The sequence below is a fragment of the Paenalcaligenes sp. Me131 genome (genome assembly GCF_050487225.1).
GTDB lineage: Bacteria > Pseudomonadota > Gammaproteobacteria > Burkholderiales > Burkholderiaceae_B > Paenalcaligenes.
Genome location: NZ_JBKQGY010000001.1, coordinates 1,076,998 through 1,089,906, shown reverse-complemented (window position 1 = coordinate 1,089,906; position 12,909 = coordinate 1,076,998). Strand labels below are relative to the sequence as shown.

The following is a 12,909-nucleotide window of genomic DNA, read 5'->3' as shown; positions in this document are numbered from 1 at the left end:
GAACATGAAATCTATCGTGAAAACGTTTGCTACAACGACCCTGTTTGGTGTGTTGGCTATGGGTTCGGCTGTTGCTGAAGAAGTCAAAGAACTGAATTTTGGCATTATCTCTACCGAGTCCTCACAAAACTTGAAGCAGTTGTGGGAGCCCTTCTTGGAAGATATGTCCAAGCAAACAGGCTACAAAGTAAACGCCTTCTTTGCTTCTGACTACGCCGGCATTATTCAAGGCATGCGTTTCGACAAAGTGGATGTGGCGTGGTACGGCAACAAATCGGCAATGGAAGCTGTAGACCGTGCTAACGGTGAAGTGATCTTCCAAACCACGAATGCGGATGGCACAAAAGGCTACTACAGCTTGTTGATCGCTCACAAAGACAGCCCTATCAACAGCGTAGAAGACATGCTGGCTAATGCAGGCAGCCTGACTTTCGGTAACGGTGATCCAAACTCCACTTCTGGTTTCTTGGTGCCTAGCTACTACGTGTTTGCTCAGAACAATGTGGATCCTAAACAGATCTTCAAACGTACGCTGAATGCCAACCACGAAGTAAACGCTTTGTCGGTGGCGAACAAACAAGTAGACGTAGCGACCAACAACACCGAAGCCACGGTGCGTTTGCAAGCTGTAAACCCAGAAAAAGCATCCCAGATTAAAGAGATCTGGCGCTCTCCACTGATCCCTGCGGATCCCATCGTATGGCGTAACAACTTGCCAGATGATGCCAAAGTGAAAATCACCGCTTTCTTCGAAAACTACGGTGACAAGCCTGAAGAAATGCAAGTGTTGGAGAACTTGGCATGGGGCAAGTTCGAGAAGTCCAGCAATGACCAGTTGATCCCTATTCGTCAATTGGAATTGTTTAAAGCACGTACCCAGATTGCTAGCGACAGCAAACTGAGCGACGCCGAAAAAGCTGAAAAACTGCAAGCTGTTGACGCTCAGTTAGAAGCTTTGGCAGGCCACGCTAAATCCTAATTTCAGGTAAAGAGAGCATGACGACACTCGTTTCGCAAACAGTATTACTCAAGCCTAAGAAAAATTGGTATCTGAGTTTGTTGGGCTGGGGGCTGTTTCTGGCGTTTCTAGCGTGGTCCTGGGAGGGGGCAGAGATGGCCCCTCTCAAGCTCTGGAAAGATGCGGACAACATGAAGCAGTTTGCCGCAGATTTCTTTCCTCCTGACTTCGGTGACTGGCGGTACTACCTGCGTGAAATGGTAGTTACCGTACAGATTGCGGTGTGGGGTACGGTGCTGGCGGTCATCGTCGGTATTCCGTTAGGGCTGATGTCTTCTTCCAATATTGTGCCGTGGTGGGTGTACCAGCCTGTGCGTCGCTTGATGGATGCGCTGCGCTCCATTAACGAGATGGTGTTTGCCATGTTGTTTGTGGTGGCAGTGGGGCTGGGACCTTTTGCGGGAGCATTGGCTTTGTTTATGGGCACCACGGGTGTGCTGGCAAAGCTTTTTGCTGAAGCAGTAGAAGCCATTGATCATGGACCTATTGAGGGCATACGCGCCAGTGGTGCGAGCGCCTTACAGGAAATTATTTACGGTGTGATTCCGCAGGTGTTACCGCTGTGGATCTCCTACGTGCTGTACCGATTTGAGTCCAACGTGCGTTCCGCCACGGTAGTAGGGATGGTGGGGGCAGGTGGGGTTGGGGTACTGCTGTGGGAAACCATTCGAGGTTTTCAATTCACGCAGAGTGCTGCCATTTTGTTGATCATCATCGTTGTGGTGAGTGCGATTGACATGATTTCGCAGCGTCTCAGACGTTTGTTTACCTGATCACACAGGAAAAGGCAGGAAACTGCCTTTTACGTTATATGAACTTGTCTAGACAGGATGGTCCCATTTACCAGCAAATCGCTGCCGTCTTACGTGCCGAGCTGGGGAAGTACCAGCCAGGGGATTTTCTCCCTAGTGAAATGCGCTTAGCAGAACGCTTTCAGGTGAACAGGCATACCGTACGCGGTGCATTGCAGCTGTTAGAGCAAGAGTCTTGCATCTTACGTATCAAAGGCAAAGGCGCGCAGATATTGGGGAGCTTGCTGTCGTATCCCTTATCGCAAAACAGTGCATACAGCAGTTGGTTTGAAGCGAATGGCCACAACGTGCGCACTAGCTTAGTGACAAAGCGCTCTAGGTTGGCAACGACCGCAGAGGTAGAGCACTTGGCACTGCAAGAGGGCGATGCGGTATTGGAATACAAAACCTTGCGGTTTTTGGAGGGCGAGGCAGTGAGCTTGATTAGTCATTGTTTTGCATTGCGACACCAACTGATGCTGGCTCCATACCAAAGTGGTTCTATGCGAGATCACTTACGTAGCAATGGCCTAGAACTAGAGCGTGTGTTCAGTGCAATCGGCGCGCGTTTGCCCTCAGTGGATGAAGCTGCCCGTTTGCGTATGGCCGTGAACCAACCGGTATTGACCGTAGAAACCTTGTCTAGAGATCAATATGGACACCCCATAGAGCTGGCGTTCACCGTCAGCCGATCAGATCGTTTCCGTTATCACGTAGTGATGTGAGCATGAGGATAGTAGGAAAAAATGGAACAGAACACAGTAAGTACACGACAGCATTGGATGAAAGTGTTGTCACGCGCAGGCAAGGCTCTACTGCCTTTTCAAGAACAGTTGCTCGCCACACCGCACGAGTATATTCGTGCTCCAGAAACCGGCATGGTGATGGTGCGCGGCCGAGCAGGTGGCACAGGTATGGCGTTTAACGTGGGTGAAACCACCGTGAGCCGTTGCGTAGTGCGTTTGACGAATGGCTGTGAGGGCTACAGCTATGTGTTGGGCCGCAATATGTTGGTCGCAAGGCTGGCTGCTATTGCGGATGCCTTATTGCAAGGCGAGCAGCAGGTTCATTGGTTGAGCACACTAATCCAGCCCTTAGAAGAAGCGCAGCAACAGGCGCGTCATGCGCATCAACAGGATGTGGCCACATCCAAAGTCGATTTCTTCACCATGGTACGAGGAGACTAGGATGACACAACCTTCCTTACAAGCGGCATTCAGTAATCCCGTACATCAGGCTCAACAGTGCTTCCGACACATTGCCCAAGCATTGGCAGAGCCCGGTTTGGTAGAGCACATTGCCTTGGTGGGCAGCATGGACGCCTTGGATGCCGCCAGTCACGCCAGCGCATTGACGTTGTTAGACAGTGATACCCCTATTTGGATTAGCCCTGCGTTGGACTCTGCCGCGCTGCGACGTCACCTGATCTTTCATTGTGCGTGCCCCATTGTGGAGCAACCAGAGGATGCGCAATTCGTCTTTATGAGTGCTAACGACACAGCCGTATTAAGTCGTTTGGATGCGGGTACAGACAGAGACCCTGAGTTTTCTTGCACGGTGTTTTTGCAAGTAGCTTCGTTACAGAGCGGTACGACTACTACGTGGTCGGGCCCAGGCATTCAGCATAGTCGCAATGTGCAGTTGCCGATGAGCCCCGAGTTTTGGCAACAGCGTGATGCCATCACCGCCTTTCCTCGCGGCGTAGATATTTGTTTTGTAGCGGGACAAGACATGATGGGGTTGCCACGTAGCACCCGCGTTGGCCTGCAGACTAAGGAGTAAGTCATGTATGTAGCAGTTAAAGGTGGCGAGAAAGCCATTGATCATGCACACCGTCTGTTGGCACAAAAGCGTCGTGGTGACACGGCGATTCCTGAGCTGAGCGTGCGCCAAATTCAAGAGCAGATGCCATTCGCGGTATCGCGCGTGATGACAGAAGCCTCGCTGTACGACCGTCAGTTGGCCGCATTGGCCATTAAGCAAGCCGCAGGTGATTTGCTGGAAGCTATTTTCTTGCTGCGTGCGTACCGCACTACCTTGCCACGTTTCATGAATAGCGTGCCACTAGAGACCGCAGGCATGGTGATTGAACGCCGTATTTCGGCTACCTATAAAGACCTGCCTGGCGGACAAATCTTGGGTCCTACCTTTGATTACACCCACCGTTTGTTGGATTTCTCTTTGTTGGACGAAACACGTTCTGCCACTACGGCGGTAGCGGAGGACAACACCGCAGAAGTAGGGCATTGCCCTCGTGTATTGGCGTGGCTGGAACAAGAAGGCTTGATGCGTACCGAGCAACCTAGCACCGCCAGTGTGCCAGACGTGACACGTGAGCCACTGGATTTCCCCAGTAATCGTCAACAGCGTTTGCAAATGCTGGCCCGTGGTGATGAGGGCTTCATGATGGCGCTGGCGTACTCCACACAACGCGGTTATGGCCGCAACCACCCCTTTGCGGGCGAGATTCGTATTGGTGAAGTAGAGCTATGGATTGAGCCTGAAGAACTGGGTTTTGCCGTATGTGTGGGCGATGTGGAAGTGACGGAATGCGAAATGGTGAACCAATTTATTGGTACGGCCGAGCAAGCACCGCAATTCACGCGCGGCTACGGTTTGGCCTTTGGCTACAACGAACGCAAAGCCATGAGTATGGCCTTAGTCGATCGTGCCTTGTGTGGTGAGGAGCTGGGCGAAGAAATCTTGTCACCCGCTCAACAAGAAGAGTTTGTGCTGATGCACAGCGATAACGTTGAAGCAGCAGGGTTTGTGGCTCACCTGAAATTGCCGCACTACGTAGATTTCCAATCCGAGTTGGAATTGATTCGCAAAATGCACAAACCCGATGCTTCGGGCGTGGCAAAGCAGGAGCAAGAAGCATGAATGCATTAACTTCTCAAGACATGGTGGCACAAAGCGAAGGCTATAACTTTGCGTACCTAGACGAACAAAGCAAGCGCATGATTCGTCGCGCGCTGTTGAAAGCGATTGCTATCCCTGGTTATCAGGTCCCGTTTGGGGGGCGTGAAATGCCGCTGCCATACGGTTGGGGTACAGGGGGGATTCAGGTAACGGCTGCTATTTTGGGTCAAGACGATGTGCTTAAAGTGATTGACCAAGGGGCCGACGATACCACTAACGCCGTATCTATTCGTCGCTTCTTTGCGGCGACGGCGGGGGTGAGCACGACCGAACAAACGCAAGCCGCCACCATTATTCAGACGCGTCACCGTATCCCTGAATACGCGCTGACCTCTGGGCAGATCATGGTGTTTCAGGTGCCTATCCCTGAGCCGTTACGTTTTATTGAGCCTTCAGAAACAGAAACCAAAACCATGCACGCACTGAACGACTACGGTGTGATGCACGTGAAGTTGTACGAAGACATTGCAACCTACGGCCACATTGCAACGGCCTATGCCTACCCGGTACTGGTGGATGACCGTTATGTGATGGACCCATCTCCTATCCCTAAGTTCGATAACCCCAGACTGAACCAAAGCCCCGCATTGATGCTGTTTGGTGCAGGACGTGAAAAACGTATTTATGCCTTGCCGCCGTACACCGATGTGCAAAGTTTAGATTTTGAAGATCACCCCTTTAGTTTGCCCACGTGGGATGGCGGCTGCGTGATTTGCGGTAGCCACGACTCTTACTTGGACGAAATTATTGTGGATGACAACGGCACACGTGAACTGGTGTGTTCCGATACGGATTATTGTGCCCAGCGTGTGGCAGAGCAGGAGCAGCAGGTATGACAAGGTTGCAAAACAATGAGGCAGTGCCACTGTTACAGGCACGTCAAGTATCACGATTGTTTGGGCATGAAAAAGGCTGCCAAAACGTATCCTTCGATTTATTCCCCGGCGAAGTGTTGGGCATTGTGGGGGAGTCGGGTTCCGGTAAATCCACGCTGTTAAGCGTGTTGTCGGGTCGTTGTGCGCCTACCGATGGTCAAGTGTTGTTTTCTACACCTGAAGGCACACAACAAAGCTTGTACGACAGTACCGAAGCTGAGCGTCGCACTTTGCTGCGTACGCAATGGGGCTTTGTAGAGCAGAATCCACGCGATGGTTTGCGCATGAGTGTATCGGCGGGTGCCAACATTGGTGAACGCCTGATGGCTCAAGGCGTACGCAACTACAGCGAGTTGCGTGCTCGCGCTTTGGAATGGCTGCAAAACGTAGAAATTGATGGTTCGCGTATTGATGATTTACCGCGCACCTTTTCCGGCGGTATGCAGCAACGTTTGCAGATTGCGCGAAACCTAGTGTCTGGCCCGCGTTTGGTGTTTATGGATGAACCAACGGGTGGTTTGGACGTGTCTGTGCAAGCGCGTTTATTGGACATGCTACGACGTTTAGTGCGTGAGCTTAATTTGGCGGTAGTAATTGTCACGCATGATTTAGCGGTAGCCCGTTTGTTGGCAGACAGATTGTTGGTGATGCGACGCTCGCATGTGGTGGAAAGTGGTTTGACCGATCAAATTCTGGACGATCCACAACACCCCTATAGCCAGTTGTTGGTGTCTTCTGTTCTGCAGCCCTAGGAGCCAGTTGTGAGTCCCATTCTTGAAGTTAGTCATTTGTCTAAACAGTTCACTTTGCACCAACAGCAAGGCGTAGTGCTGCACGTTTTGCATGATGTGAGCTTTGCCGTGCAGCCGGGTGAGTGTGTGGTATTAGCTGGCCAGTCCGGTGCTGGTAAATCCACATTGATGCGCACGCTTTACGGTAACTACCAAGCAGAGCACGGCAGCATCGCGGTGCATCACCAGAATAAAACAGTGGAGCTGGTACAAGCAGATCCTCGTTTGATCATGCAATTACGCAAACAAACCATTGGTTATGTGAGTCAATTCTTGCGGGTGATTCCACGTGTGTCGTGCTTGGATGTGGTGATGGAGCCGGCCTTGTTACGTGGTGAACCTACCGAGCAAGCGCAAGCCCGTGCCGAGCAACTGTTAACACGTTTGAATATTCCTCAACGCCTGTGGTCATTGGCCCCAGGAACCTTCTCGGGTGGAGAGCAGCAGCGCGTCAATATTGCACGCGGTTTTATGGTGTTCTGGCCTTTGCTGCTGTTGGATGAACCAACCGCCTCTTTGGACGATAAAAACCGTCAGGTGGTGTTGGCGCTCATTAATGAAGCCAAACAGGCCGGTTCGGCCATTGTAGGAATCTTTCACGATGCCATCGCTCGCGAAGCGGTCATGGATCGTTATGTAGAACTGAATGTACAGGAGTCCAGCCATGTTGCATGAACAGATACTGAATAATGCCCAAATCGTTTTAGCAGATGAAGTAGTACGTGGCTGCGTCGTGCTAGAAAACGGTCGTATACGCGATATTTCCTCTACACCAAGCCAGTCGCCTGCGGCGCAAGACATGCAGGGTGATTACCTGATGCCAGGTTTTATCGAGCTGCATACCGATAACCTAGAGCGCTACATGAACCCACGCCCTGGTGTGGATTGGCCGTCCAGCGCCGCCGTGTTGGCACACGATGCCCAGTTGGTAAGCTCAGGCATCACAACGGTGTTCGATGCCTTGTCTATTGGCGATGTGAGCCCTAAACAAACACGCTTGGCGCAGTTACCCAAGATGGTAGATGCCATTGGTCAGGGCGTGCGCGAGGGCCTGACACGTGCGGATCACCTTTTGCATTTACGCTGTGAAGTGAGTCACGAGTTGACCTTGCAAATGTTTGAACAACTGGTGGATCACGAGCTGGTAAAACTGGTGTCAGTGATGGATCACACCCCAGGCCAGCGCCAGTTTGTGAAGATAGAAAAATACCGTGAGTATTACCAAGGTAAATACCATCTGAGCGATGAAGAAATGGAAGCCTTCATCTATAGACAAACCACCAATGCGGCTAAGTACAGCGAAGGTTTTAGAAAGTCTATTGTGGGGTTGTGCCAGACCAAAGGCATCGCCTTGGCCAGCCACGATGATGCCACTACCGATCACGTCAATGAGTCGGCAGCGGCAGGGATGACCATCGCTGAGTTTCCCACTACGCGCGAAGCGGCTGATCTTAGCCACAAGCTGGGGCTGAATGTATTAATGGGGGCGCCAAACATTGTGCGCGGCGGTTCACACTCGGGCAATATTGCGGCGGCTGAGTTAGCGCGCCACGGTGTATTGGATATTTTGTCCAGCGACTACTACCCCTCAAGCTTGCTACAAGCTGTGCATGGGCTAGCGACAATGGAGCAGGGCTACAGCTTGCCGCGTGCGGTTTCTACCGTCAGCTTGGCACCGGCCACTGCCGTGGGATTGCATGACCGTGGCGAGATAGCGGTAGGTAAACGGGCTGACCTGATACAAGTCAAAGACTTAGGCAAGCAGTTCATCGTGAAGCAAGTATTTAGCCAAGGGCAGAGGGTGTACTAATGCAAGGAAAATTGGTCTACATGGTTGGGCCGTCTGGTAGTGGTAAAGACAGTGTGCTGGCAGCATTGGCGGCTGATTTACCACCAGACTGGGTCATCATGAAGCGTGCGGTAACGCGCGAGGAAACACCTGCCAATGCCTATGCGGAATACCTCACTCACGAGGTGTTCCGCCAGCAGCAACGGCAAGGTGCGTTTGCGTTGAGCTGGGAGGCTCATGGTCTGATTTACGGTATACGCACCGAGTTAGATCAGCATTTGCAGGCCGGTAGGTTGGTGTTGGTGAACGGTTCCAGAGAGCATTGGGAACAGGTGAAACAACGTTATGCCCACGCCTCGTTGGTGTGGTTAACTGTCGCCCCTGAACTGCTACTGCAACGCTTGCAGCAGCGGGGTAGAGAAGCGCTAGACGCTATAACGTTGCGTGTGCAGCGTAATCAGCACATAGAACAGCAGTTTCGTCACCGCTTAGGCGCTGACACCTCACATAATGTGTATATGTTAGACAACTCGCAGGCGTTGGATCAAACCGTCGCCAATTTGCGAGTACAGTTACAGCAATGGCATAAGCAAAGTGTGATGAGGAAAGTGGGATGAAGTTGCGGTTTTTAGGTACGGGAGACTCGGCTCAGGTGCCAGTCTATAACTGTGATTGCCTCGCATGTACGCGTGCGCAGCAAGACCCCAGTTGGTATAGGCGTCCGTGCAGCGCGGTCATAGAGTGTGGTGACCAACGCTGGCTGATAGATTCTGGCCGCATGGACCTTACCGAGCTGTTTCCTCCCGGTAGCCTAAACGGCATTTTGCAAACGCATTACCATGCAGACCACGCTCAAGGCCTTTTGCATTTGCGGTGGGGCGTGAATTGCCGCATCCCAGTGTATGGTCCAGAGGACGAAAAAGGCTTTGCCGATCTGTTTAAACACTCGGGTATTTTGGATTTTTCAGCAACGTGGTCGGCATTTGAGCAACGCCAATTGGGGGCTATGCAAGTAACAGCTATTCCGTTGCAGCACTCCAAGCCTTGTTTGGGTTATGTGTTTAGCCATGAAGGCAAACATATCGCCTATTTGACCGATACCGTGGGGCTGCCGCCCGAGAGCTTGGCGTATCTGCAAACCGTAGCGTTGGACTACTGTATTGTGGATTGCTCACACCCGCCGCAAGACACGCCACCACGTAATCATAATGACCTGAATATGGCGCTAGCCATCGGTCAGCAACTGACTGTAAAGCACCTAGTGCTCACCCATATCAGCCATAAAGTAGATACATGGTTGATGGAAAACCCTGAAACCTTAAGCGACAGTATTTTGCTGGCAAAAGATAACGGTATGATTGCGGTGTAACACCTTTTTCACTGTTCTTATTGGGCACACTTTATGTCATTGCATATACGCAGAATTACCAGCGAGGATTACCCCGCTTGGCGCCAATTATGGGCTGGCTACCATGATTTTTATCAGAACAACATCAGTGATGAGGTAACGCAGCATACATGGTTGCGCATCATGGATGAAAACAGCCCTGTACAGTGCATTGTGGCAGACAGTGCAAAAGAAGGGGTGATAGGAATGGCCAATTACATCTTGCATGACAGCACCTGGGCTATAGAGCCTATTTGCTACTTGCAAGACATGTTTGTGAAGCCTGATGTGCGCGCGAACGGTACAGGCGAAGCGATGTTGGATTGGTTAAAAGAGCAGATGACCGAACAAGGTTGGGCGCGTCTGTATTGGTTGACCAAAGAAACTAACTACCGCGCCAGAGGGCTATACGACAAATACACACCGCACAGTGGGTTTGTACGCTATGTGGTAGTGAACGAAAATCTCGCAAAGTAAGCGTTAACCGGATAGAGAACAGCGTTGCAGCCAATCAGTTGCACCGCTGTTTTTTTGGGGTTGCAGCAATGCACTACAAGGGGGAATTACACGGTTTTACCGTGACAAAGGTAGTGGTAGTATGACTGCTGTGAAGTACAGCAGGGAGTGCTAGCGTGAGTAAACAGGCTAGAGAAGTACAGCAGTTACGACGTATGAAAGTCATCGCATTGGCGTTATTGGCCAGTACGTTATCGGGCTTCATACTCAGTCATCATATGGGCGGGCAGGGCATTTGGGCGTGGGTGCGGGCCTTCTGTGAGGCCGCTACCGTGGGTGCACTGGCGGACTGGTTCGCAGTGGTGGCTTTGTTTAAACATCCTTTAGGTATTCCCTTTCCCCACACTGCAATCATCCCACGTAAAAAAGACAACCTAGGCCAAAGCTTGGCAGTCTTTGTACGTGATCATTTTTTAGATCCACAACAATTATTAGATAGGCTTAAAGCATTAGACCCGGCGATGCGCATAGGGCAGTGGCTAAGCCAACCTGAGCAAGCACAGCGCTTAAGCCGTTGGACGCGGCAAAGTTTATTACCCGCTTTGGATCTGTTGGACGAGCGTGCGGTGAAAGCCGCCTTGCTGGATGCACTACGGTCACGTCTGGCAAATTGGAACATGGCTGGCACAGCGCACGAGGTGCTGAGCCTTTTAACCAAAGACGGTCGCCATCAAGTGCTGCTGGACGAAAGCTTGCGACAATTGGGCGGTTATCTGGACAGTAGCGATGTCAAACTGCGCATCGCAAAAATGATGACCCGACATGCCGAGCGTGAATGGCCCAAGCTACTCAAAATGGTAGATGTGGTGAGCTCGGTAGAGGATATTTCCAAGAAACTCTCTGAGCGTTTAGCCGCTGCGTTGGTCACGGAGCTACAAGATGTGCTGCAAGAGCCAGATCATCCACTGCGTCGTGATTACGAGGCATGGGTGGGGGAATATATAGAGCGTTTGGGTAGCGACCCCGATCTCATCCGCCAGATAGATAACATCAAGCAGCAAATACTAGAGCATCAACACGTACAAGCGTATTTGGACAGCGTGTGGCGCGACATTATGCAGTTGCTGAAAGATGATCTGTCTAGCGAGCAATCTACTATTTCGCAGCATTTGGAAACGCTATTTCAAGGGTTAGGGCAGCGTTTGCAAGCAGATGACGCCTTGCGTGATGCCTTGAACCAGCATTTACTGGAAAGCGCGGCCAGCATGGCGGGAAGCTTGCGCACTGGTGTCACCGAACACATTACCCGCACTGTGCGTAATTGGGATGAAAAACATCTAGTGCGCGAACTAGAGTTAAGCGTAGGTAGCGACCTGCAATACATACGCTTTAGTGGCACCTTAGTCGGTGGTGTGATTGGTTTACTGTTGCATGCCTTGGTGCTGTGGTGGACGGCGTTCTCTGGTTAGGACAGTAAGTTTTTCATGGCCTGTAAGAATTGAGGGTTGGCCGCAATGTGGTTGTTGATGCGTGTCCAGTCTCTAAACTGAGCCCCATTTTGGCTAAAGAAGTACCCTGGCGCGAAAATGATTTTCTTTTCCATGCCCTTACGTATGGTCTTTTTATCAAAGCGTAAACCGGGAAAACGCACCCAAAAATACAAGCTGTTATCCGAGTAGTGGAAAATCTCGCCGCCTAATGCCTCGATATGATCACGGCTTTTTTGGCAGACGGTACTCAACTGTTTTGTGAAGTGGCGCAAATGTTGAGGGTACGATTTGCTGGCCAGAATCCTATGAATAAAACGCTCAGAGTATTCAGAGCTATTAATATGGATGATGGCCTTGAAGTCTGCCAGCCTATTAATGAGCTCGTGATTACCCACGATAAAGCCAACCCGAATAGAGGGGCTAATGATCTTAGAAAACCCGCCCACATACAAATGGTGGCTGAAATCACTGCCCGAGCATAAACGGCGCTTACTTTGGGTATAGGCAGAAAATATGTCGTTCTCAATCAGCAAGCAGTTGTACTGAGCGCAGAGCGCATTAATGCGCTGTAGCTTCTCGTCGCTGATGTGAGTGCCGGTAGGGTTGTGCGCAATACTTTGCGTGAAGAACATGGCTTTGGGGTGCTGTCGCAAGCGTTCTTCTAAGACTTGGCAATCTGGCCCATCGGCCAAGCGTGGGATATCGATGATTTTGCAGTGCGCCAACTGCAGCTTCTTGAGCAGTGGGTAATACACGGGGGAGTCCACCAGCACGGGTGTATTGCTACGTACAAAGAAGCGGATGATCAGGTCAATCGCATCATTTACCCCGTTATTCAGCAGAATATTGTCAGGGGTGAGGCTCATCTTTAGCGTGCCCAGCGTTTTCGCTAACTTCTCACGCAAGGGTAGAAAACCGTACTTATTGCCGTAGCGCAGCAGCTTTTCGTTTTCTTCTTGTAGTGCGCTTTGCAACAAACGGTTTAGGGGTAAATCCCTAAACCACTCTTTGCTGGGATAGCCATCCCCCACGTGCAAGACGTCACCAAAATTCTCTAGCTGACGGCGCATGAGCCATAGCTCGTCTATGTCATCAATATCGATGGTAGCGAAATGCGCCGTGCTTTCTGAGAGCTGTTCGGTGATGAAAAAACCAGATCGAGAACGCGAGTGAATCAGCCCATCATCCACCAGTTTTTCCAATACGGTGATGATGGTGTTCTTAGAGACAGAGTACTGTTCAGCCAGTATTCGAATAGAGGGAAGTTTCTCGTTGTCCTTATAGAGTCCGGACTTGATTTGGTAGGCCAAGGTCTGGTGAATTTTCTCGTATAACTGCTTGTGTTGCGTCGCCATGAGCTAGCCCTGATCTCGAATCTGTCTGCGAAAAC

At 51.1% G+C, this 12,909-nt stretch carries 15 protein-coding genes; 14 read left to right on the top strand and 1 reads right to left on the bottom strand.

What is annotated here, in order from left to right; genetic code table 11:
• The first annotated feature begins 4 nt into the window (after positions 1–4).
• From phnD to ACLPHM_RS05170, 14 genes are all read left to right on the top strand, one after another.
• Positions 5–979, top strand: coding sequence for a phosphonate ABC transporter substrate-binding protein (gene phnD, locus ACLPHM_RS05235; protein ID WP_430220203.1), 975 nt, complete (start codon positions 5–7; stop codon positions 977–979).
• A 17-nt stretch (positions 980–996) separates the two neighbouring features.
• On the top strand, positions 997–1,791 hold the full coding sequence (phnE, locus tag ACLPHM_RS05230; protein ID WP_430220202.1) for a phosphonate ABC transporter, permease protein PhnE: 795 nt from the start codon (positions 997–999) through the stop codon (positions 1,789–1,791).
• Between the two features lie 38 nt (positions 1,792–1,829).
• Positions 1,830–2,534, top strand: a complete 705-nt coding sequence (locus ACLPHM_RS05225; RefSeq protein WP_430220201.1) for a GntR family transcriptional regulator — start codon at positions 1,830–1,832, stop codon at positions 2,532–2,534.
• Between the two features lie 21 nt (positions 2,535–2,555).
• On the top strand, positions 2,556–2,996 hold the full coding sequence (gene phnG, locus ACLPHM_RS05220; protein ID WP_430220200.1) for a phosphonate C-P lyase system protein PhnG: 441 nt from the start codon (positions 2,556–2,558) through the stop codon (positions 2,994–2,996).
• A 1-nt stretch (position 2,997) separates the two neighbouring features.
• Positions 2,998–3,591, top strand: a complete 594-nt coding sequence (phnH, locus tag ACLPHM_RS05215) for a phosphonate C-P lyase system protein PhnH (protein WP_430220199.1) — start codon at positions 2,998–3,000, stop codon at positions 3,589–3,591.
• Between the two features lie 3 nt (positions 3,592–3,594).
• Entirely contained in the window at positions 3,595–4,692 is a 1,098-nt protein-coding gene (locus tag ACLPHM_RS05210; RefSeq protein WP_430220198.1) for a carbon-phosphorus lyase complex subunit PhnI, read from the top strand.
• Entirely contained in the window at positions 4,689–5,567 is an 879-nt protein-coding gene (locus ACLPHM_RS05205) for an alpha-D-ribose 1-methylphosphonate 5-phosphate C-P-lyase PhnJ (protein ID WP_430220197.1), read from the top strand. The genes ACLPHM_RS05210 and ACLPHM_RS05205 overlap by 4 nt, the downstream gene beginning before the upstream one ends.
• Positions 5,564–6,358, top strand: coding sequence for a phosphonate C-P lyase system protein PhnK (gene phnK, locus ACLPHM_RS05200; RefSeq protein WP_430220196.1), 795 nt, complete (start codon positions 5,564–5,566; stop codon positions 6,356–6,358). The genes ACLPHM_RS05205 and phnK overlap by 4 nt, the downstream gene beginning before the upstream one ends.
• A 9-nt stretch (positions 6,359–6,367) precedes the next feature.
• The gene (phnL, locus tag ACLPHM_RS05195; protein ID WP_430220195.1) at positions 6,368–7,072 is read left to right on the top strand and encodes a phosphonate C-P lyase system protein PhnL; all 705 of its coding nucleotides are present in this window, start codon (positions 6,368–6,370) and stop codon (positions 7,070–7,072) included.
• Positions 7,062–8,207 carry an alpha-D-ribose 1-methylphosphonate 5-triphosphate diphosphatase gene (locus ACLPHM_RS05190; protein ID WP_430220194.1) on the top strand — a complete coding sequence of 382 codons (1,146 nt, stop codon included), beginning with the start codon at positions 7,062–7,064 and terminating at the stop codon, positions 8,205–8,207. Before phnL ends, ACLPHM_RS05190 begins: the two co-directional genes overlap by 11 nt.
• Positions 8,207–8,803: a phosphonate metabolism protein/1,5-bisphosphokinase (PRPP-forming) PhnN gene (gene phnN, locus ACLPHM_RS05185; protein ID WP_430220193.1), complete on the top strand. Its 597-nt coding sequence runs from the start codon at positions 8,207–8,209 to the stop codon at positions 8,801–8,803. Before ACLPHM_RS05190 ends, phnN begins: the two co-directional genes overlap by 1 nt.
• A complete protein-coding gene (phnP, locus tag ACLPHM_RS05180; protein ID WP_430220192.1) occupies positions 8,800–9,555 on the top strand; it encodes a phosphonate metabolism protein PhnP in 756 nt (251 codons plus the stop codon). Before phnN ends, phnP begins: the two co-directional genes overlap by 4 nt.
• A 33-nt stretch (positions 9,556–9,588) precedes the next feature.
• Positions 9,589–10,050: a GNAT family N-acetyltransferase gene (locus ACLPHM_RS05175; protein ID WP_430220191.1), complete on the top strand. Its 462-nt coding sequence runs from the start codon at positions 9,589–9,591 to the stop codon at positions 10,048–10,050.
• Positions 10,051–10,244: 194 nt separating this feature from the next.
• Positions 10,245–11,498 carry a DUF445 domain-containing protein gene (locus ACLPHM_RS05170; protein WP_430220753.1) on the top strand — a complete coding sequence of 418 codons (1,254 nt, stop codon included), beginning with the start codon at positions 10,245–10,247 and terminating at the stop codon, positions 11,496–11,498.
• Here the strand turns inward: ACLPHM_RS05170 and ACLPHM_RS05165 are convergent.
• Complete coding sequence (locus tag ACLPHM_RS05165; RefSeq protein WP_430220190.1) at positions 11,495–12,874, bottom strand: aminotransferase-like domain-containing protein; 1,380 nt, start codon at positions 12,872–12,874, stop codon at positions 11,495–11,497. The two genes, ACLPHM_RS05170 and ACLPHM_RS05165, sit on opposite strands and share 4 nt — an antisense overlap.
• Positions 12,875–12,909: the final 35 nt, after the last annotated feature.